The sequence below is a fragment of the Pseudomonas sp. 57B-090624 genome (assembly GCF_003234055.1).
Taxonomy (GTDB): domain Bacteria; phylum Pseudomonadota; class Gammaproteobacteria; order Pseudomonadales; family Pseudomonadaceae; genus Metapseudomonas; species Metapseudomonas tohonis.
In genome coordinates this window covers 19,744-38,818 of sequence record NZ_QKRU01000043.1, presented here as the reverse complement: position 1 = coordinate 38,818, position 19,075 = coordinate 19,744, and the positions used below count along the sequence as shown (strand labels likewise).

General features: G+C 67.3%; 17 protein-coding genes. 9 read left to right on the top strand and 8 right to left on the bottom strand.

Annotated elements, in window-relative coordinates:
• Positions 1-50 precede the first annotated feature (50 nt).
• Positions 51-674 (top strand): NIPSNAP family protein, encoded by a 624-nt coding sequence (locus DMX10_RS19995; protein ID WP_111262695.1) that lies wholly within the window; start codon positions 51-53, stop codon positions 672-674.
• Between the two features lie 400 nt (positions 675-1,074).
• Here the strand turns inward: DMX10_RS19995 and DMX10_RS19990 are convergent, their stop codons facing one another.
• The 4 genes from DMX10_RS19990 to DMX10_RS19975 all read right to left on the bottom strand — a co-directional run bounded on the left by DMX10_RS19990 (position 1,075) and on the right by DMX10_RS19975 (position 8,326).
• A complete protein-coding gene (locus tag DMX10_RS19990; RefSeq protein ID WP_111262694.1) occupies positions 1,075-2,469 on the bottom strand; it encodes an efflux transporter outer membrane subunit in 1,395 nt (464 codons plus the stop codon).
• A complete protein-coding gene (locus DMX10_RS19985; protein ID WP_111262693.1) occupies positions 2,466-5,654 on the bottom strand; it encodes an efflux RND transporter permease subunit in 3,189 nt (1,062 codons plus the stop codon). Before DMX10_RS19985 ends, DMX10_RS19990 begins: the two co-directional genes overlap by 4 nt.
• Before the next feature lie 11 nt (positions 5,655-5,665).
• Complete coding sequence (gene mexE, locus DMX10_RS19980) at positions 5,666-6,907, bottom strand: multidrug efflux RND transporter periplasmic adaptor subunit MexE (protein ID WP_111262692.1); 1,242 nt, start codon at positions 6,905-6,907, stop codon at positions 5,666-5,668.
• Between the two features lie 501 nt (positions 6,908-7,408).
• On the bottom strand, positions 7,409-8,326 hold the full coding sequence (locus DMX10_RS19975) for a LysR family transcriptional regulator (protein WP_111262691.1): 918 nt from the start codon (positions 8,324-8,326) through the stop codon (positions 7,409-7,411).
• A 166-nt stretch (positions 8,327-8,492) separates the two neighbouring features.
• Here DMX10_RS19975 and DMX10_RS19970 point away from each other — a divergent pair, with 166 nt between their 5' ends.
• The 4 genes from DMX10_RS19970 (at position 8,493) to DMX10_RS19955 (ending at position 13,531) form a co-directional block, all read left to right on the top strand.
• A complete protein-coding gene (locus tag DMX10_RS19970; protein ID WP_111262690.1) occupies positions 8,493-9,512 on the top strand; it encodes a zinc-dependent alcohol dehydrogenase family protein in 1,020 nt (339 codons plus the stop codon).
• A gap of 244 nt (positions 9,513-9,756) precedes the next feature.
• Positions 9,757-10,683, top strand: coding sequence for an AraC family transcriptional regulator (locus DMX10_RS19965; RefSeq protein WP_111262689.1), 927 nt, complete (start codon positions 9,757-9,759; stop codon positions 10,681-10,683).
• Between the two features lie 140 nt (positions 10,684-10,823).
• Positions 10,824-11,282: a (2Fe-2S)-binding protein gene (locus DMX10_RS19960; protein ID WP_111262688.1), complete on the top strand. Its 459-nt coding sequence runs from the start codon at positions 10,824-10,826 to the stop codon at positions 11,280-11,282.
• An 11-nt stretch (positions 11,283-11,293) separates the two neighbouring features.
• Positions 11,294-13,531, top strand: a complete 2,238-nt coding sequence (locus tag DMX10_RS19955) for a xanthine dehydrogenase family protein molybdopterin-binding subunit (protein ID WP_111262687.1) — start codon at positions 11,294-11,296, stop codon at positions 13,529-13,531.
• A gap of 24 nt (positions 13,532-13,555) precedes the next feature.
• On the opposite strand, the gene ptrC is transcribed toward DMX10_RS19955, so the two are convergent.
• Positions 13,556-13,747, bottom strand: a complete 192-nt coding sequence (gene ptrC / locus DMX10_RS19950) for a type III secretion system co-regulatory protein PtrC (protein WP_111262723.1) — start codon at positions 13,745-13,747, stop codon at positions 13,556-13,558.
• A 231-nt stretch (positions 13,748-13,978) separates the two neighbouring features.
• Between ptrC and DMX10_RS19945 the strand changes: the two genes are divergently transcribed.
• On the top strand, positions 13,979-14,983 hold the full coding sequence (locus DMX10_RS19945) for a zinc-dependent alcohol dehydrogenase family protein (RefSeq protein WP_218281330.1): 1,005 nt from the start codon (positions 13,979-13,981) through the stop codon (positions 14,981-14,983).
• Positions 14,984-15,499: 516 nt separating this feature from the next.
• Here DMX10_RS19945 and DMX10_RS19940 read toward each other — a convergent pair.
• The gene (locus DMX10_RS19940; RefSeq protein WP_111262686.1) at positions 15,500-16,414 is read right to left on the bottom strand and encodes a LysR family transcriptional regulator; all 915 of its coding nucleotides are present in this window, start codon (positions 16,412-16,414) and stop codon (positions 15,500-15,502) included.
• A gap of 138 nt (positions 16,415-16,552) precedes the next feature.
• Between DMX10_RS19940 and DMX10_RS19935 the strand changes: the two genes are divergently transcribed.
• A complete protein-coding gene (locus DMX10_RS19935) occupies positions 16,553-17,296 on the top strand; it encodes an SDR family oxidoreductase (RefSeq protein ID WP_111262685.1) in 744 nt (247 codons plus the stop codon).
• Between the two features lie 254 nt (positions 17,297-17,550).
• Here the strand turns inward: DMX10_RS19935 and DMX10_RS19930 are convergent, their stop codons facing one another.
• On the bottom strand, positions 17,551-17,781 hold the full coding sequence (locus DMX10_RS19930) for a DUF2789 domain-containing protein (protein ID WP_111262684.1): 231 nt from the start codon (positions 17,779-17,781) through the stop codon (positions 17,551-17,553).
• 132 nt (positions 17,782-17,913) lie between these two features.
• On the opposite strand from DMX10_RS19930, the gene DMX10_RS19925 reads away from it, so the two are divergent.
• Positions 17,914-18,357, top strand: coding sequence for a bleomycin resistance protein (locus DMX10_RS19925; protein WP_371921710.1), 444 nt, complete (start codon positions 17,914-17,916; stop codon positions 18,355-18,357).
• Positions 18,358-18,511: 154 nt separating this feature from the next.
• The gene (locus DMX10_RS19920; RefSeq protein WP_111262683.1) at positions 18,512-18,808 is read left to right on the top strand and encodes a hypothetical protein; all 297 of its coding nucleotides are present in this window, start codon (positions 18,512-18,514) and stop codon (positions 18,806-18,808) included.
• 63 nt (positions 18,809-18,871) lie between these two features.
• On the opposite strand, the gene DMX10_RS19915 is transcribed toward DMX10_RS19920, so the two are convergent.
• Positions 18,872-19,060, bottom strand: a complete 189-nt coding sequence (locus DMX10_RS19915) for a hypothetical protein (protein WP_111262682.1) — start codon at positions 19,058-19,060, stop codon at positions 18,872-18,874.
• Positions 19,061-19,075: the final 15 nt, after the last annotated feature.

Here is a 19,075-nt window from a genome sequence, read left to right as displayed (position 1 = left end):
GCACAGTGCCCGCCGCCGTATCTACATGAACCACGGACCACGAGGTAACGATGCGCCTGTTCGAACTGATCACCTTCACCCTGCGTGTGCGCACCACGGCCGATGCCCTGGCACGCCTGGAAGAAACCCTGGCCAGCAGCGGCCCCGGCTGCACCCTGATGGGCTGCTGGGCCTCGGAAATCGGCCCGTTGAACCAGGTCATCGTGCTGCGCGGCTTCACCGACGAGCTGGCCCGCCAGGCCGAGCGCGAGCGCTACCTGCTGGCGCGGGACGCCTTCGGCATCGAATGCTTCATGACCGACATGAAGGTGGAGAACTACACGCTGTTCCCCTTCCTCGAACCCCTGGCACCGGGCGCCCATGGGCCCTTCTACGAACTGCGGGTGTACGACCTGATCCCCTCCGGCCTGGCGCCGACCCTGGAAGGCTGGAAGAAGGCCGTCGGCCCGCGCACCGGCGAGGACTATTCCCAGGTCTACGCAGCCTTCTACGCTACCGATGGCCGCACTCCGCGCTATCTGCACATCTGGCCCTACGCCAGCCTGGAGCAACGCCTCGACGTGCGCACCCGCGCGGTGGCCGATGGCGTCTGGCCGCCGGAAAACTCCGGCCCGCAGCTGCGCGACATGCACTCCACCGCGTGCCTGCCGGCGCGTTTCTCGCCGTTGCGGTGAGGGGTTGATGCATCGCCTGGTGGATGAAAAGAGCGTCATCCACCCTACACAGCGTTCAGCTTCGTAGGGTGGGTGAAACCCGCGAAAGTCTTGCACCGCAGGCGTCGGGTTGCACCCGACCTACGGTGGCACGGTGCGTAGGTTGGTGCCGAGCGCAGCGAGGCCCAACACAGCGATCCCCGGCCTCGCTGCGGACACTCCCTGTGGGAGCGGCTTCAGCCGCGAAAGACCTGCCGCCGGCACTGGGCCGCGAGTGGTCGGATGCTCCATCGCGAATGAATTCGCTCCCACGATGGGGCAGCGCGCCGGCTGGATTTCGTCAGGCAAAAAAAGCCCCGCGACAGGGGCACCGTCGCGGGGCGAGAGGTCGGCCGGGGGGCGGCCGAGCCAGGAGGAGAGGTCAGGCCTGGGGTTGCCAGCCGCCGCCGAGGGCCTTGTAGATGGCGACGATGCCGCTGTAGAGCTCCACTTCGGCCTGGGCCTGGGCGTCTTCGGCGGCCAGGCGCTCGCGTTCGGCGTCCAGCAGCACGAGGAAGTCCACGGTGCCTTCGCGGTAGCGCACGGCGGCCTGCTGGGCGGCGGCGCGGGTGGCCTCCGACTGGCGGACCAGGGCGATCAGCCGCTGCTGGCGCTTGGCGTAGTCACTGAAGGCGTTCTCCGACTCTTCCAGGGCCAGCAGCACCTGCTGCTCGTAACCGGCCAGGGCGCCGTCGGCTTCGGCTTCGGCGCCGCGCAGGCGGGCCCGCACGCTGCCGAGGTCGAAGGCGGCCCAGCTGATGGTCGGCGCCACGCCCCAGGCACGGGCGGCGGAGGAGCCGATCTGCGAGCCGCGCCCGGCGGTGAAGCCGAGGAAGCCGGAGAGGCTGACCCGGGGGAACAGGTCCGCCGTGGCCACGCCGACATTGGCGGTGGCGGCGGCCAGCTGGCGCTCGGCGGCGGCGACGTCGGGGCGGCGACGCAGCAGCTCGGCGGGGTCGCCGATGGGCAGTTCCTTGGCGATCACCGGCAGCGGCTTGGGCGCCAGGTCCACGGTCAGCTGCTCCGGGCGCTGGCCGAGCAGGGTGGCGATGCGGTTGCGCGAGCGCACTTCGAGGGCCTGCAGTTGCGGCAGGGTGGCTTCGGTGGCGGCCAGGCGGCCGTCGGCGCGCAGCACGTCCAGCTCGTTGCCGACGCCGGCGTCACGCAGTTGCTCGGTGAGGCCGCGGGATTCCTGCTGGTTCTTCAGGTTTTCGCGGGCGATGCGTTCACGCAGCTGGGCGCCGCGCAGGTTGCCGTAGGCGTCCACCAATTCGGCGATCAGGCTGACCTGCAGCTGTTGCAGTTCGGCCTGGGCGACGCCGATCTCGGCATCGCTGGCCTCGATCTGGCGCTGGATGCGGCCGAACAGGTCCAGCTCCCAGGCCATGTCCAGGCCCAGGTCGTAGCGCTCGGCGTTGACGCGCTGCTCGGTCTGGCCGGGCTGCTGGCCCTTGCCGACTTCGGCACTGGCGCGGCTGGTGATGGTCGGCAGCTGGTCGTTGCCGACGTCGTCACGGATGGCGCGGGCGGCGCGCAGGCGGGCGAAGGCCACGCGCAGCTCGCGGTTCTGTTCGAGGGACTGCTGCACCAGCTGGTTCAGGGTCGGGTCGTCGAACTGTTGCCACCAGAGGGTTTCGAAGCGGGCGCGGTCGTAGTGGCCGGCGTCCGCGGCAGCGAGCCGCGCGGGCTCGCTGTCGGGGGCCTTGTAGTCCGGGCCCACGGCGCAGGCGCTCAAGGCGAGGGCCAGCAGGGCAGGGGCGAAAGCCTTGTTGATCATGCGTGCAGTTCCTTGAGTTTCTGGGCCTTGGCCGCCTTGCGGGCTTCGCCTTTCTCGACGAAGCCGCGGATCAGCACATAGAACACGGGGGTCAGCAGCAGGCCGAAGAAGGTCACGCCGATCATCCCGCTGAACACCGCTACACCCATGGCGTGGCGCATTTCGGCGCCGGCGCCGGAGGAGAGCACCAGGGGTACCACGCCCATGATGAAGGCGATGGAGGTCATCAGGATCGGGCGCAGACGCAGGCGGCAGGCTTCCAGGACCGCGGCCAGGCGGTCGAGGCCTTCTTCCTGTTTCTCCTTGGCGAACTCGACGATGAGGATGGCGTTCTTGCACGCCAGGCCCACCAGGACGATCAAGCCGATCTGGGTGAAGATGTTGTTGTCGCTACCGGCGAGCATTACCCCGACGATGGCCGAGAACAGCACGGTCGGCACGATCAGGATCACCGCCAGCGGCAGGCTCCAGCTTTCGTACTGGGCGGCCAGCACCAGGAAGGCCAGCAGCACGCAGAGCGGGAAGATGAAGATCGCGGTGTTGCCGGCGAGGATCTGCTGGTAGGTCAGGTCCGTCCATTCGTAGGTCATGCCGTTGGGCAGTTCTTCCTTGAGCAGCTTGGCGATCGCTTCCTCGGCCTGGCCGGAGCTGTAGCCCGGGGCGGCGGCACCGTTGATCTCGGCGGTGATGAAGCCGTTGTAGTGCATCACGCGGTCCGGGCCGGAGGCGTTGTCGACCTTGACGAAGGTGGACAGCGGGATCATCTCGCCACGGTTGTTGCGCACCTTCAGCTGGCCGATCTGCTCGGGTTCGAGGCGGAACGGCTGGTCGGCCTGGACGTTGACCTGGTAGGTACGGCCGAAGCGGTTGAAGTCGTTCGCGTACAGCGAGCCGAGGTAGACCTGCATGGTGTCGAAGATGTCGCTGATGGCGACGCCGTGGGTCTTGGCCTTTTCGCGGTCGATGTTGGCATCCACCTGCGGGACGTTGACCTGGTAGCTGGTGAACACCGACATGGGGTTCAGCTCGGGAAGCTGGCGCGCCTTGTTGATGATGTTCTGGGTCTGCTTGTACAGCTCCTCGTAGCCCAGGTTGCCGCGATCCTCCACCTGCAGGCGGAAGCCGCCGATGGTGCCGAGGCCTTGTACGGGCGGCGGCGGGAAGATGGCGATGTAGGCGTCCTGGATGCCGGCGAACTCCTTGTTCAGCTCGGCGGCGATGGCACCGGCGGACATGGACGGGTCACGGCGCTCGTCGAAGGGCTTGAGCGGGGTGAACACGATGCCGCTGTTGGGGCTGTTGGTGAAGCCGTTGATGGAGAGGCCGGGGAAGGCCACGGTGTTTTCCACGCCCGGGTGCTTGGCGGCGATCTCGGACATGCGCTTGATCACCGCTTCGGTGCGATCCAGGGTCGCGGCGTCGGGCAGTTGGGCGAAGGCCACCAGATACTGCTTGTCCTGCTGCGGCACGAAGCCGGCCGGGGTGCTGGAGAAGCCCATGTAGCCGAGCACCAGGATGCCGCCGTAGACCAGCAGGGCCACCGAGCTGCCGCGCAGCACGCGGCGCACGGTGCCGACGTAGCCGTTGCCGGCGCGCTCGAAGACGCGGTTGAACGGGCCGAACAGCCAGCCACCGAAGAGCTTGTCGAGGATGCGCGAGAAGCGGTCCTTGGGCGCGTGGTGGTCTTTCAGCAGCACGGCGGCCAGCGCCGGGGACAGGGTCAGCGAGTTGAAGGCCGAGATCACGGTGGAGATGGCGATGGTCAGCGCGAACTGCTGGTAGAACTGCCCGGTGAGGCCGGAGATGAAGGCGGTGGGCACGAACACGGCGCACAGCACGAGGGCGGTGGCGACGATGGGGCCGGTCACTTCCTTCATGGCCTGGCGGGTGGCGTCCACCGGCGACTTGCCGAGGCCGATGTTCCGCTCGACGTTTTCCACGACGACGATGGCGTCGTCCACCACGATGCCGATGGCCAGTACCAGGCCGAACAGCGACAGGGCGTTGAGGGAGAAGCCGAACAGGTGCATCACCGCGAAGGTGCCGATCAGCGAGACCGGTACGGCCACCAGCGGGATGATCGAGGCGCGCCAGGTCTGCAGGAACAGGATCACCACCAGCACCACGAGCACGATGGCTTCGAGCAGGGTGTGGACCACCGCCTCGATGGAGCCGCGCACGAAGATGGTCGGGTCATAGACGATTTCGTAGTCCATGCCCTGGGGGAAGCTCTTCTTCAGCTCGGCCATGCGGCCCCGCACGGAGTCGGAGATCTCGATGGCGTTGGAGCCGGGGCGCTGGAACACCGGGATGGCCACGGCCGGCTGGTTGTTCAGCAACGAGCGCAGGGCGTACTGGCTGGAGCCCAGCTCGATGCGTGCCACGTCGCGCAGGCGGGTGATCTCGCCGTCGTCGCCGGCACGGATGATGATGTTCTCGAACTCTTCCTCGGTCACCAGGCGGCCCTGGGTGTTGATCGAGAGCTGGAAGCTGTTGCCCGCATCGGACGGCGGCGCACCCAGGGCACCGGCCGCAACCTGGCGGTTCTGCTCGCGGATGGCGTTGACCACGTCGGTGGCGGTGAGGTTGCGCGAGGCCACCTTGTTCGGGTCCAGCCAGACGCGCAGGGAGTAGTTGCCCATGCCGAACAGCTGCACGTCGCCCACGCCGTCCAGGCGCGCCAGCTCGTCCTTCACGTTGAGCGCGGCGTAGTTGGACAGGTAGAGCATGTCGTAGCGGTTATCCGGCGAGGTCAGGTGCACCACCATGGTCAGGTCCGGGGAGGCCTTGTCCACGGTCACGCCGAGCCGCTGCACTTCGGTGGGCAGGGTGGGCATGGTCCGGGTGACGCGGTTCTGCACCTGCACCTGGGCGTTGTCCAGGTCGGTACCCAGGGCGAAGGTGATGGTCAGGGTCAGCTTGCCGTCGTTGGTGGACTGGGACGACATGTAGAGCATGCCTTCCACGCCGACGATGGCCTGCTCCAGGGGCGAGGCCACGGTTTCACCGATCACCTTGGGGTTGGCGCCGGGGAAGTTGGCGCGCACGACCACGGTGGGCGGGACCACCTCGGGGTATTCGCTGATGGGCAGCTGGAACAGCGAGATGGCGCCGCCGATCAGGATCAGCAGCGACAGCACGGCGGCGAAGATCGGCCGCAGGATGAAGAACTGGGAAAAATTCATGTCGTACTACCTCAACCGCGCGGAGCGACGGCAGGTTTGGCGTTCTGTTCGGCGACACGCGGTGCGTCACGGCCTTCCACGCTCTGGCGCAGGCGGGCCAGCTCGGCGAGGGTGCTCTCGTCGGCCATGGGCACGGACTGCGGATCGACGGTGGCGCCGGGCATGGTGTGCTGCAGGCCGTTGACCACGATCTTCTCGCCCTTGGCCAGGCCGGTGCGGATGATGCGCAGGCCCTGGACCTTCGGGCCGAGCTCGATGGCGCGGTAGGCCACGGTGTTGTTCTCGCCCAGGACGAGGACGAACTTCTTGCCCAGGTCGGTGCCGATGGCATCGTCCTTGATCAGCGCAGCGGGGTAGGTGTCGCTGCCCACCAGCTTGATGCGGGCATAGAGGCCGGGGGTGAAGCGGCCGTCCTTGTTGTCGAACACGGCGCGGCCACGGATGGTGCCGGTGCGCGGGTTGACCTGGTTGTCGAGGAAGTCCAGCTGGCCCAGGTGCGGGTTGCCGGTCTCGCTGGTCAGGCCCAGGTACACGGGGCTGGCACCACGGGCATCGCCGCCGGCCTTGCGGGCCAGTTCGACGTACTTGAGGAAGACGCGCTCGTCGGCATCGAAGTAGGCGTAGACCTTGTCGGTGGAGACCACGGAGGTCAGCAGCGACTGGCCGGCGTTGACCAGGTTGCCTTCGGTGATCTCGGCGCGGCTGACGCGGCCGTCGATGGGCGAGGTGATGCGGGTGAAGCTGAGGTTGAGCTTGGCGTTGTCCAGCTCGGCCTGGGTGGCGGCGACGGCGGCCTGGGCTTCCAGGGCAGCGCTGCTGCGGGCATCGGCCAGCTCGGCGGAGATGGCGTTGCTCTGGCGCAGGCGGTCACCGCGACGGGCTTCGTTCAGCGCGCGGGTCTGGCTGGCGCGGGCTTGTTGCAGCTGGGCTTCGAGGCGTTTCACTTCGGCCTGGAAGGGGCGCGGGTCGATCTGGAAGAGCAGGTCGCCCTTCTTCACCAGGCTGCCTTCGCGGAAGGACACGCTGTCGATGTAGCCGGAGACGCGCGGGCGGATCTCGACGGATTCCGGCGCCTCCAGGCGGCCGGTGAATTCGTCCCATTCGTTGATCGGCTGTTGCAGCACTTCGGCCACGCTGACCTTGGCGGCAGCGGGTGCAAGCGTGGCTTCGGGGGCCTTACCGCACGCCACCAGCACCAGCAGGGATGCGAGGGTGAGGCCGGTTCGCCAGGTGGATTTCGTGGACTGTTCCATGTGTAGCTCCGCCAATTGGATTTGTAGATGGGCGGAGTCTGCTGGCTGGCTCGTCCATGCACGAATCGAACGCCACGAAGATAAATATCACCGTCAGTGATGAATCGCTTTTTTCCATTGATAGTAAGTGGCTTGCCCTGGAAAACCGCACTGGAATGGGGATTTCAGCGGTCCACTGCACGGTTTTCGAGCATTCACGGGATTGCTTGCAGGGGGGTATCCGGGGCGTTCTATCGATAGAAGCGAATGGCTGTTCTTTTCATCGATTCGGGCCTGCGCTGGCGCTCAGTCGTAGGCGCGAGCTCTGCTCGCGAAGCGCCGTGCCGTGCCGTGGGGATTCGGTGGGCTGAAGCGGAGCGCCGCCCGGCCCACCCTACGGGCCTGGTGGATGAAAAAAGCGTCATCCACCCTGCAGTCGTGCCCCCAACAGGACCCGGACGTTTCGACGGAGCGCTGCTCCCTGTAGGGGCGACTTCAGTCGCCAAGCGGTGCGTGGCTGGATTATTCGAGGCTGTCCGGGTCGCCGCAGTACATCTGGATGCGCGAGCGCAGCCAGCGCTCGGCGGGGTCGTTGTCCTGGGCGCCGCGCCAGGCCATGGACAGTTCGAAGGCACGGCCGCCGTAGGGCGGGTCCTCCACGCGCAGGCCGCCTGCGGCGGTGAGGGCTGCGGCGGTGTAGTCGGGCACCACGGCGACGATGTCGGTCCCGGCGAGCAGGGCACCGAGGCCATTGAACTGCGGCACGGCCAGCACCACGCGGCGCTTGCGTCCCAGTTTCTCCAGTTCCTCGTCGACGAAGCCGGACAGGTCGCCCGCATAGGAGACCAGCGCGTGGGGGCGCGCGCAGTAGTCCTCCAGGCTCAGCGGGCCGGGTACGGCATCGGCACGCAGGAGCTTGGACTTGGAGCGGCGGATGGTCTTGCGCTTGGCGTTGGCCGGCAGCTCGTCGGTGTAGCTGACACCCACTGAGATCTCCCCGGAGGCCAGCAGGTTGGGCATGAGCAGGTAGTTGGTGCGGCGCACCACCAGCACCACGCCCGGCGCTTCGGCACGCAGGCGGCGGAGCAGGGCGGGCAGCAGGCCGAACTCGACGTCATCGGACAGGCCGATGCGGAACACCGCGTTGCTGGTGGCCGGGTCGAAGTCGGCGGCACGGCTGACCGCCGTGGAAATGGAGTCCAGCGCCGGGGAGAGCAGGGCGAAGATCTCCACTGCGCGGGCGGACGGCTCCATGCTGCGGCCGGTACGCACGAACAGCGGGTCATCGAAGAGGGTACGCAGCCGCGCGAGGGCTGCACTGATGGCGGGCTGGCCGAGGAAGAGCTTCTCCGCCGCCCGAGTCACGCTGCGCTCATGCATGAGCGTCTCGAACACGATCAGTAGATTGAGGTCAACTCTACGTAGGTCGTTCCTGTTCATGCAGGGCTACTTCCGAAATGAGTGTGTGAAAAATGAGGCTCTGCAGCGCGGTCGTCAAGGCTCACATCATCCGTGTTTATGACAACTATTGATGCGCGCGGGTGGTTTTAGGGATAAAGCCCGGATAGAGTCCATGGCCATGACAGAGTCACAGGCGAGGTGTGTGATGTCCCGCATGATCCGTTTTCATCAATTCGGCGAGGCCGATGTGCTCAAGCTGGAAGAGCTGCCCACCCCCAAACCGGGGTTCGGCGAAGTTCTGGTGCGCACCCAGGCGCTGGGCGTCAGTTGGAAAGACGTGCTCTGGCGGCAGAACCTGGCCTCCGAACAGGCCCGTCTGCCTGCCGGGCTCGGCTTCGAGCTGGCCGGTGTGGTAGAGGCCGTCGGCGAAGGCGTCGACGACCTGCAGCCCGGCATGGCCGTGGCCAGCTTCCCGTCCGCCACCCCTAATACCTATCCGGCCTGGGGCGACATCGTGCTGATGCCGCGCCGTGCCCTGACCCGCTACCCCGACGTGCTGACCCCGGTCGAGGCCGCCGTGCACTACACGCCGCTGCTGCTGGGCTACTTCGCCCTGGTCGAGCTGGCCAAGGTCAAGCCCGGGCAGCACGTGCTGATCACCGAGGCCGGGCATTGCCTGGCGCCGCAATCGGTGCAGCTGGCCAAGGCGCTGGGGGCGATCGTCATCGCCTCCACCAGCTACCCGGAAAGCCGCCCCTTCCTCAAGGAACTGGGCGCCGACAAGGTCATCGTCACCGAGGAGCAGGACCTGGTCCTGGAGGTCGAGCGCTTCACCGCCGGCAAGGGCGTCGAAGTGGTGCTGGACCAGTGCGCCGGCCCGCAGATGAAGCTGCTGGGCGATGTCGCCTCGCCGCGCGGCAAGTTGATCCTCTATGGCATCAACGGTGGCAATGACGCGGCCTTCCCCGCCTGCGCCGCCTTCAAGAAGCACCTGCAGTTCTTCCGCCACTGCGTGATGGACTTCACCGGTGATCCGGAAACCGGCCTGGAGCGTGACGAGGCCGCCGTGCAGCGGGCTCTGGCGCACATCAACCAGATGACCGGTGACCGCCTGCTCAAGCCGAGCATCGACCGGGTCTTCGAGTTCGCCGACTTCGTCGAAGCGAGCCGCTACATGGAAACCTGCCCGGCCGGTGGCCGCGTGGTCATCCACGTCGCCGACTGATGGGGTGACCGCTGTACCGGATCCGGCGCCACGTGCGCCGGATTTCGTTTGGGTGGAGAACGGGGCGCCTGTCGGTGACGGCGATCGCCCAGGATCGAAGGGGTGGCAGTGTGCGACTCCCACCCCCCGCTTCGGTAGCAGGATTCTGCAGGATTATTGCCTGATCCTGCCGAAGTGTTTCCGGGCCCGAGACGCGCCCCGCGCGCGCAAGTAGAGTTGTCGCCTGATCCGGAGGGCTGAAACCATGACCACACCCGCAACCCTCGAAGAGCAGGGGCAAAGCGCCCCCCTGGGCGCGCAGGCACGCCTCGCACGATTGATTGAACGATTCACCCGGGAGGACGGCATCCACGAGACGCCCATCCCGCGCTTGTCGCTGTTCCGCGCCAGCACCGCCACCGAGCCCATCCACTGTCTCTACGAGCCTGCCCTTGGCATCGTGGTGCAGGGGCGCAAGCAGGCCATGCTCAACGACGAGACCTACATCTATGGCCAATCCCAGTACCTGATCGTCTCCCTCGACCTGCCGGTGATCGGCCAGATCCTCGATGCCAGCCCCGAGGTGCCCTACCTCGGCCTGCGCCTGAACCTGCAGCCCGCGCTCATCAGCCAGTTGCTCCTGGAGATGGAGCGTTCGCCCATGGTCGCCAGTTCCGCGCGCGGCATCTCGGTGTGCAGCCTGGACGAGCCGCTGCAGGACGCGCTGATCCGCCTGGTCGGCCTGCTCGATACGCCGGAGGATATCGGCGTGCTGGCGCCGCTGGTGGAGCGGGAGATCCTCTATCGCCTGCTGCTCGGCGAGCGCAGTGCGCAATTGCGCCAGATCGCCTGCGTCGGCAGCCACACCCAGCGCATCGCCAAGGCCGTCAGCTGGTTGAAGAACAACTATCACCGCCCGTTGCAGATCGGTGCCCTGGCCGGTGAGGTGAACATGAGCACCTCGGCGCTGCACCATCACTTCAAGTCGGTCACCGCCATGAGCCCGCTGCAGTTCCAGAAGCAGCTGCGCCTGCAGGAGGCGCGCCGGTTGATGCTCGCCGAGGCGCTGGATGCGGCCACCGCCGGCAGCCGCGTGGGCTACGAGAGCCCTTCGCAGTTCAGCCGCGAATACAGCCGCCTGTTCGGCGAGCCGCCGCAGCGCGACATCGCGCGCCTACGCCAGAGTGCCTGATACCCGCTCCGCTGGTCGTCCCGCCGTCGCAACGGCCGTGGGGCGGCCAGGGAGCTTCTACCCTGAAACAACCGTGCCCTGAACCGGCCCGCCCGTGGCCGGCGCCCCATGAATCCATACCCGTAGAGGTGGAGAAGCCGATGATCACCCTGAACCTGAATGGCCAAGACAAGGAACTCGATATCGCCCCCGACATGCCGCTGCTCTGGGCATTGCGCGATGTCGCCGAAATGACCGGCACCAAGTACGGCTGCGGCATGGCCCTGTGCGGTGCCTGCACGGTGCACGTGGATGGCCAGCCGACGCGGGCCTGCGTGACCCCGGTATCCATGCTGGTGGGCAAGAAGATCACCACCATCGAGGCGGTGGGCGAGGGCGCAGTGGGCAAGGCGGTGCAGGACGCCTGGCGCAAGCTCGACGTGGTGCAGTGCGGCTACTGCCAGTCGGGGCAGATCATGGCGGCCACGGCTCTGCTGGCGGGTAACCGCAAACCCAGCGACGCCGACATCGATGCCGCCATGAGCGGCAACATCTGCCGCTGCGCCACCTATGTGCGCATCCGCGCGGCCATCCACGAAGCAGCCGGCCAACTGGCCTGAGGAGCAACGACATGGGCAAGATCGAGACCCAGAGCACGCCGGGCAACGGCATCCTCAACATCAGCCGGCGGACCTTCCTGCAGGGCAGCGGAGGGCTGGCCCTGGGCGTGCTCTTCTCGCCGCTCCTGGACGCCGCCGAGATGTTCGCCGCCGACGCGCGCTTCGAACCCAACGCCTTCGTGCGCATCGCCCGCGACGGCACCGTGACCGTGGTCGCCAAGCATGTGGAGATGGGGCAGGGTGCCTACACCGGCCTCGCCACCCTGGTGGCCGAGGAACTGGACGCCGACTGGAGCCGTGTGGTGGTCGAAGGCGCGCCGGCCAACGCTGCCGTCTACAACAACCTGGCCTTCGGCACCCTGCAGGGCACCGGTGGCAGCAGCGCCATGGCCAACTCCTTCGAGCAGATGCGCAAGGCCGGGGCCAGCGCGCGGGCCATGCTGGTCGCTGCCGCCGCCAAGAAGTGGAAGGTGCCGGCGGAATCCATCACCGTCAGCGAAGGCGTGGTCGCCCATGCCGCCTCCGGCAACAAGGCCGGCTTCGGCGAGCTGGCCGAGGCGGCCGCGCAGGAATCGGTGCCCACCGAGGTGAAGCTCAAGGCACCCAAGGACTTCAAGCTCATCGGCCAGATGACCGCCAAGCGCAAGGACAGCCACGACAAGACCAACGGCAGCGCCGTCTTCACCCAGGATTTCAAGCTGCCCGGCATGCTGGTGGCGGTGGTCGCCTACCCGCCGCGCTTCGGCGGCGTGCCGAAGACGGTGGACGCGAGCAAGGCCAAGGCCATCGCCGATGTGGTGGAGGTGGTCGAGTTCCGCGACCTGCCCCATGGCCGTGCCGGGGTCGCCGTACTGGCGAAGAACACCTGGGCCGCACGCCAGGGCCGCGACGCGCTGGTCATCGAATGGGACGAGAGCAAGGCCTTCAAGCTGGGCAGCGCCGAGATCTTCGCCAAGTACCGCGAGAGCGCTGGCAGGCCGGGGCTGATGGCCGCGCGCAGCGGTGACGTCGAGGCCGCGTTGGCCAAGCCGGCGAAGCTGATCGAGGCGGACTTCGAATTCCCCTACCTGGCCCACGCGGCGATGGAGCCGATGAACTGCCTGGTCCGGCTCTCCGACGGTGCCTGCGAGCTGTGGAACGGCGAGCAGTGGCAGACCGGCGACCAGGTGACGGTGGCCAAGTACCTGGGCATCCCCGTGGAGAAGGTCGCCATCACCCAGCTCTACGCCGGCGGCAGCTTCGGCCGCCGTGCCAACCCGCTTTCCGACTACCCGCTGGAGGCGGTGGCGGTGGCCAAGGCCGCGCGCGACAAGGGCATCAAGGCGCCGGTGAAACTGGTCTGGACCCGTGAGGACGACACCCGCGGCGGCTACTACCGCCCGGCCTACCTGCACCGCGCGCGTCTCGCGCTGGACGCCGAGGGCAAGCTGCTGGCCTGGCATCACCGCATCGTCGGCCAGTCCATCATCAAGGGCACCGGCATGGAGGCCTTCCTGATCAAGGACGGCATCGACAACACCTCCGTGGAAGGGCTGGCGAACCTCTCCTACGCCGTGCCCAACCTGCAGGTGGAGCTGTCCACCCCCGAGGACATCCACGTCCCGGTGCAGTGGTGGCGCTCGGTGGGCCACACCCACACCGGCTTCGCTGCCGAGGTGCTGATCGACGAAGCGGCGACCACCGCCGGCAAGGACCCGTACGACTACCGCCACGCGCTGCTGGAGAAGCATCCGCGCCATCGCGGCGTGCTGGAGCTGGTGGCGGACAAGGCCGGCTGGAAGCAGCCGCTCAAGGCTGGCGGCGAGGGTGAGAAGCGCGGTCGCGGGATCGCCGTGCACGAATCCTTCGGCAGCTATGTGGCCCAGGTGGTGGAGGTGACGGTGAAGGCCGATGGCAGCTACAAGGTGGACCGCGTGGTCTGCGCCGTGGATTGCGGCGTGCCGATCAACCCCGATGTGATCCGGGCGCAGATGGAGGGCGGTATCGGCTTTGGCCTGGCGGCAGCACTGCATAGCGCGGTGACGCTGAAGGACGGAGCGGTGGAGCAATCCAACTTCCACGACTTCCAGGTGTTGCGGATCAACGAGATGCCGGCCGTGGAGGTGCACATCCTGCCGTCCACCGAGCAGCCCACCGGGGTGGGTGAGCCCGGGGTTCCGCCCCTGGCCCCGGCACTGGCCAACGCCCTGCATGCGGCGGTGGGCGTGCGCCTGCGAACCCTGCCGTTCCCCGCCCAGGTCAAGGCCTGAGGCGGCGCGACCGGGCCGCCGGAATCAGGCGGCCTGGTTGCGGATCAGCTGGCGCAGGGCGCGACGCTCGGCAATCGGCGTCGGCGCCTGGAGCATCTCGAAGGTGCCGTCTTCCTGGCAGACGGCGACTTCGGTTTCGAAGTGCAGATGGAATTCATCCAGGGTGACGTGGGTGACCAGGTAGCTGCTGTCGACGATTTTCGAGTAGGCGGTCATGGCTGGCATCTCGGTTCATGGGGCACAAGGCCGATGAGCGAATCTTGCCGGTGCGCTGGCAATCGGAGAATTGAAAGGGGCTGATGGTGAGTATCAGTGACGTCGATGCTTGCCGTTGCGCTGCCGGAGGATGCGGTTTCGCCGCCTGTTTCCTCGCTTTCGCGGCGGCTCTATAGTGGGCGCCGGATGCCGGGGCAGACCTCGGCGAGACTGATTGCAAGGAGTGAAACCATGTCCAACCCCGTCACCATGCGCGCCCTCGTGCTCGAGGATTACCAGAGCGGCCGTTTCATCCAGCAGGAGATCGCCCGCCCGGTCGCCGGCGAGGGCCAGGTCCTGGTGCGTATCGAGGCCAGCGGGGTCAACCCCATCGACTACAAGATCCGCACCGGCCGGGCGCCCTATGCCGACCCGGTGCTGCCGGCGGTGCTGGGCACCGAGCTGGCCGGCGTGGTCGAGGCGGTGGGCGCGGGCGTCAGCCGCTTCAAGGTGGGTGACGAGGTCTACGGCCTGGTCGGCGGCGTGCGCGGCCTGCAAGGCACCCTGGCCGAATTCTCTGCGGTGGACTGGCGCCTGCTGGCGCTGAAGCCGAAGAACCTGAGCATGCGCGAAGCCGCGGCACTGCCGCTGGTGTTCCTCACCGCCTGGGAAGGCCTGGTGGACAGCGCGCGCCTGCATGCCGGGCAGACGGTGCTGGTCACCGGTGGTTCCGGCGGCGTGGGCCATATCGCCGTGCAGATCGCCAAGGCCTTCGGCGCCGAGGTGTTCGCCACCGCCTCGCCGGCCAAGCACGAGATGGTGCGCGGCCTGGGCGCCACGCCCATCGACTACCACACCACCAAGGCGGCCGATTACGTGGCGGCCTTCACCGGCGGCAAGGGCTTCGACGTGGTCTACGACACCGTGGGCGGCAGCTCCCTCGACGACGCCCTGGAGTCGGTGCGCATCCGTGGCCATGTGGTCAGCTGTGCCGCCTTCGGCACCCACAGCCTGGCGCCATCCTCGCTGCGGGCGGCGACCGTCAATGGCGTGTTCGTGTTGCTGCCGATGCTTACCGGTGAGGGCCGTGCCCACCACGGCGAAGTCCTCGCCGACGCCACGCGCCTGGTGGAGGCCGGCAAGCTAAAGCCGGTGCTCGACCCGCGTCATTTCACCCTGGCGACCGCCCACGACGCCCACGACGCGGTGGAGCAGGGCACCGCCTTCGGCAAGATCGTCATCGATATAGCCGAGTGAACCCCGGACAACGGCGGTGATGGGTTTCGCTGCGCCGGAGTTCAATTCGCAGGATGGGTAGAGCCGTGCGAAACCCATGCTGGGGGTCGCCGATGATCGTGGTGTTCCAGGTACGGATCGATGGGTTTCGCTGCGCTCTACGCCATCCTACGGGCCGCAGTTCGACTCGCAGGATGGGTAGAGCCGTGCGAAACCCATGCTGGGGGCGCTGATGATCGTGGTGTTCCAGGTACGGATCGATGGGTTTCGCTGCGCTCTACCCATCCTACGGGCCGCAGTTCGACTCGTAGGATGGGTAGAGCCGTGGGAAACCCATGCTGGGGTCGCCGATGGTCGCGGTGTTCCAGGCTCGGATCGATGGGTTTCGCTGCGCTCCACGCCATCCTACGGGCCGGAGTTCGACTCGTAGGATGGGTAGAGCCGTGCGAAACCCATGCTGGGGGCGCCGATGATCGCGGTGTTCCAGGTACGGATCGATGGTTTCGCCGCGCTCTACCCATCCGATTTGCCGCGAGGTCAGGGTTCCAGCGGAACCCAGGTCGGATCGGAAAGCCGTTCCACCAGCCGATCGAACACCCGCCGCACCCGGGGTGACACCGGGCCGCGCTGGGGCCGGTAGACGAACATCTGCCAGGACGGCGATTCGTCGTCGACCAGCACCCGCACCATGCGTCCGCTGCGGATGTGCGGCGTCACCAGGTAGCTGGGCAGTTGCCCGAAGCCGACGCCCGCCAGCACCGCCTCGCATTCGCACTCCTGGTCGTCGGTGGTGAAGGCGGCGCGCTGCGGTTGCAGCTGGCGGTCCTCGGCGAAGGTCCAGGGCCAGAGGCGCCCGGTATTGCCGTCGATCAGCGCGGTGGTCGGCAGCCGGTTCAGGGCATCGATGTCTTCCGGGGTGCCGACGCGCTCGATCAGTGCCGGCGCGCCCACCACGTAGAGCGGCACGGTCGCCGTGGGGCGGGCGATGTAGCGGCGATCGCGGATGAAGCCCATGCGCACGCCGATATCGATCTGCTCGTCGACCGAATCCGTCATCTGGTCCGACAGGCGCATGTCCAGCACGATCTCGGGGTGCTCGCGTTGCAACTCGGCCAGCAGCGGCAGCACGAAGCGCCGGCCGATGGAGCGGGGTGCAGCGACGCCCACGCGGCCGGCCATCTCGTCCCGGCCCCGGCGGACGTGGCGCTGGAACAGCTGGTCGAAGCTGCCCAGGGTCTCCCGCGCCTGGGCCGCCAGCAGTTCGCCGTAGGCGGTGATCTGCACCTGTCGCGTGCTGCGATGGAACAGCGGCTCGCCCACCAGTTGCTCCAGGTCCTTGATCGCCCGGGTCACCGTCTGCGGGGAGGCGCCGAGGCGCGTGGCGGCTTCGCGAAAGCTGGCGGACTCGGCGGCGATGCAGAAGATGCGCAGCATTTCCATTCGGTTGAGCATGTCGGCGGCCTTCGGACTGTTCCGGAATCTGGAATTCCGCAATCCTAATCCTTCCATTCCCTGGGCGTCATCGGATTTCCATACTGGCCTCCAGCAGCAGGAACCCCTCCTGCCGGCAGCCAACCTGAGGAACCCGACATGAGCAACAACATCAACGGCAAAGTCATCGTCATCACCGGCGCCAGCAGCGGCCTCGGCGAAGCCGCCGCCCGGCACCTGGCCGCCCTGGGCGCCTCGGTGGTGCTCGGTGCGCGCCGCGTCGACCGTCTCGACGCGCTGGTCAGCGAAATCACCGCTGCCGGCGGCAAGGCCGTGGCCTTCGCCACCGACGTCACCGACCCGGCGCAGGTCCGCGCCCTGGTCCAGGGCGGCATCGAGGCCTTCGGCCGCATCGACGTGCTGGTCAACAACGCCGGCCTGATGGCCATCGCGCCGCTCTCCGAAACCCCGGTGCAGGAGTGGGACCGCATGATCGACATCAACATCAAGGGCGTGCTCTACGGCATCGCGGCGGCGCTGCCGGTGTTCCAGGCACAGCGCAGTGGCCAGTTCATCAACGTCGCCTCGGTGGCCGGCCACAAGGTGTTCAGCCCGGGCGGCACCGTGTACAGCGGCACCAAGTTCGCCGTGCGCGCCATCAGCGACGGCCTGCGTCATGAAGTGGGCGGCGATATCCGCGTCACCGTCATCTCCCCCGGCGCGGTGGATTCGGAACTGAAGCTGGGCAGCTCCCACGAGGAAAGCCGCCAGGCCCTGGGCGAGTTCTACAAGCTGGCGATCCCCGCCGAATCCGTCGCCCGGGCCATCGCCTACGCGGTGGAGCAACCGGCGGACGTGGACATCAGCGAAGTGGTGCTGCGCCCGACCGTGCAGGACTTCTGATCGAGCGGGTGTACCTGCGCAGCAAAACGAAACGGCCCCCATGGGCCGTTTTTCATTCGGTCTTCAGGCATCGCGTCCTAGGAGTGTTGCTGAGCTATCGGCGCTGCTGGTGAGGGCCGGAGTTCCGAACCCATCAGGACAAACGCGTGCCGTAGGTTGTGCCGTGCGCACCTCCGCTCGGTGCTTCCGGCGAGTCCAGGTGCGCGCAGCACACCCTACATCTGAGCCACGTGCTTCTCTGGCTGTTCGCCGACTCACTTCGACAAACGCACCGCCAGCTCGTCCACCTCCACGGCCCAGTCGGCGTCCTGCACCAGGGCATTGCGCAGGAAGGCGCTCTGGGCTTCGTTCCAGAAGGGCGCTTCGTGGATCTTCTGGCCGTCGGCGAGGGGGTGGTCGGCGATGAAGGCCTCGATCCTGTCGTGCTCGGATGCCAGGCCGAGCTGCTCGAAGAGGGTGGCGAGGTTGTGCGGGGTCGTATCCATTGAGGGCTCCGTTACGGATGGGAAAGATGCAGGGACTATAGACCCGTGCTCCGCGCTTTTAGTGTCGGTGAATCCTGCGCTAAGGTGGCGCGCCCGCCCATGCGGGGTGGGCATCTGAGCAAGGAACCCATCATGCATTTCAATGCCCTGGTCCCGGAGTTGCTGGTCGTCGATTTCGCCCGCAGCCTGGATTTCTATTGCCGTGTCCTGGGTTTCGACGTGGCGTACCAGCGCCCCGAGCACCGCTTCGCCTACCTGCGCTTCGGCGAGGCCCAGCTGATGCTGGAGGAGGACGACGGCGAGGCCTCGGAGTGGCGGGTCGAGCCCCTGGAACCGCCATTCGGGCGTGGGCTCAACCTGTCGATCCGTTGCGCCGACGCGCTCGCGTTGGTCGCGCGCATCGAGGCGGCCGGGGTGTCCTTGCGGCGCGCAGCCGAGGAACGCTGGTACCGCCGGGACGAGCAGGCGCACGGTGAGCTCAACTTCCTCCTCCAGGACCCGGACGGCTACCTGCTGCGCTTCCACCAGAGCCTTGGGCTGCGCGCGTGCGGCGATGCTTTGCCGCCTGGGGCGTGACGGCGGCGCAGGCGCTGAGCTTCAGTGGACCCCCGCGAACGCGGGGGCCTGCTGGGCGGATGCGCTGGAAATCTTTGCCGACGCCACGGAACCCGTGCCGCTGGGCTGGTTCAAATCGGCACTGATTCCTTCACATGCCGATTCCGGAGCTGTCATGCGTACCCACACCAAACTTCTGTTGGCAGGCCTTTGCTTCCTTCCCCTGGCCGGTTGCTTCAAGGGGGAAGTCGACCAGTCTGTGCTTTGCACCTACAGCTCCGATGCCGAGGCGCGCCAGTGCAAGGAAGGCGAGCTGTCCTGGTTCAAGCCGGCCCGCTGGAGCAGCGAGCAGCTTCCCTTGAGCGTTGCCGCGGCGTACTGCAACTTCAACCACGAGGTGATGTACAACAACGCCGGGGTGATCTGCGTGTTCACCGAGAAGCGCATGAGCCTGGTCAAGAACAGCCAGTAACCCCGCCGGGCGCCCACAAAAAAGCCAGCATCACGCTGGCTTTTTTTGTGCCGGTGCGCCGGATCAGCGCTTGCCCATCGAGCGGCGCGAGCCGCGTGGTGCCGCGCCGGGGCGCTGGCCGCGGTCGTGGGACTTGAGGGTCTGGTACCAGGGCACGTTCTGCTTCTTCACGGCCTTGGCCGGGGCGGCCGCCTCGGCGCTGCCTTCGGTCTGGGGCTGTTGCTCGGGGCTGGTGGTTTCGCTGGTGTTCATGGTCGGTCCGGGGGC

Bases quoted from the DNA above. Each gene is read 5' to 3' on its own strand.
- DMX10_RS19995 (WP_111262695.1), top strand. From the start codon at position 51: ATGCGCCTGTTCGAACTGATCACCTTCACCCTGCGTGTGCGCACCACG.
- DMX10_RS19990 (WP_111262694.1), bottom strand. From the start codon at position 2,469: ATGATCAACAAGGCTTTCGCCCCTGCCCTGCTGGCCCTCGCCTTGAGC.
- DMX10_RS19985 (WP_111262693.1), bottom strand. From the start codon at position 5,654: ATGAATTTTTCCCAGTTCTTCATCCTGCGGCCGATCTTCGCCGCCGTG.
- mexE (WP_111262692.1), bottom strand. From the start codon at position 6,907: ATGGAACAGTCCACGAAATCCACCTGGCGAACCGGCCTCACCCTCGCA.
- DMX10_RS19975 (WP_111262691.1), bottom strand. From the start codon at position 8,326: ATGAACAGGAACGACCTACGTAGAGTTGACCTCAATCTACTGATCGTG.
- DMX10_RS19970 (WP_111262690.1), top strand. From the start codon at position 8,493: ATGTCCCGCATGATCCGTTTTCATCAATTCGGCGAGGCCGATGTGCTC.
- DMX10_RS19965 (WP_111262689.1), top strand. From the start codon at position 9,757: ATGACCACACCCGCAACCCTCGAAGAGCAGGGGCAAAGCGCCCCCCTG.
- DMX10_RS19960 (WP_111262688.1), top strand. From the start codon at position 10,824: ATGATCACCCTGAACCTGAATGGCCAAGACAAGGAACTCGATATCGCC.
- DMX10_RS19955 (WP_111262687.1), top strand. From the start codon at position 11,294: ATGGGCAAGATCGAGACCCAGAGCACGCCGGGCAACGGCATCCTCAAC.
- ptrC (WP_111262723.1), bottom strand. From the start codon at position 13,747: ATGACCGCCTACTCGAAAATCGTCGACAGCAGCTACCTGGTCACCCAC.
- DMX10_RS19945 (WP_218281330.1), top strand. From the start codon at position 13,979: ATGTCCAACCCCGTCACCATGCGCGCCCTCGTGCTCGAGGATTACCAG.
- DMX10_RS19940 (WP_111262686.1), bottom strand. From the start codon at position 16,414: ATGCTCAACCGAATGGAAATGCTGCGCATCTTCTGCATCGCCGCCGAG.
- DMX10_RS19935 (WP_111262685.1), top strand. From the start codon at position 16,553: ATGAGCAACAACATCAACGGCAAAGTCATCGTCATCACCGGCGCCAGC.
- DMX10_RS19930 (WP_111262684.1), bottom strand. From the start codon at position 17,781: ATGGATACGACCCCGCACAACCTCGCCACCCTCTTCGAGCAGCTCGGC.
- DMX10_RS19925 (WP_371921710.1), top strand. From the start codon at position 17,914: ATGCATTTCAATGCCCTGGTCCCGGAGTTGCTGGTCGTCGATTTCGCC.
- DMX10_RS19920 (WP_111262683.1), top strand. From the start codon at position 18,512: ATGCGTACCCACACCAAACTTCTGTTGGCAGGCCTTTGCTTCCTTCCC.
- DMX10_RS19915 (WP_111262682.1), bottom strand. From the start codon at position 19,060: ATGAACACCAGCGAAACCACCAGCCCCGAGCAACAGCCCCAGACCGAA.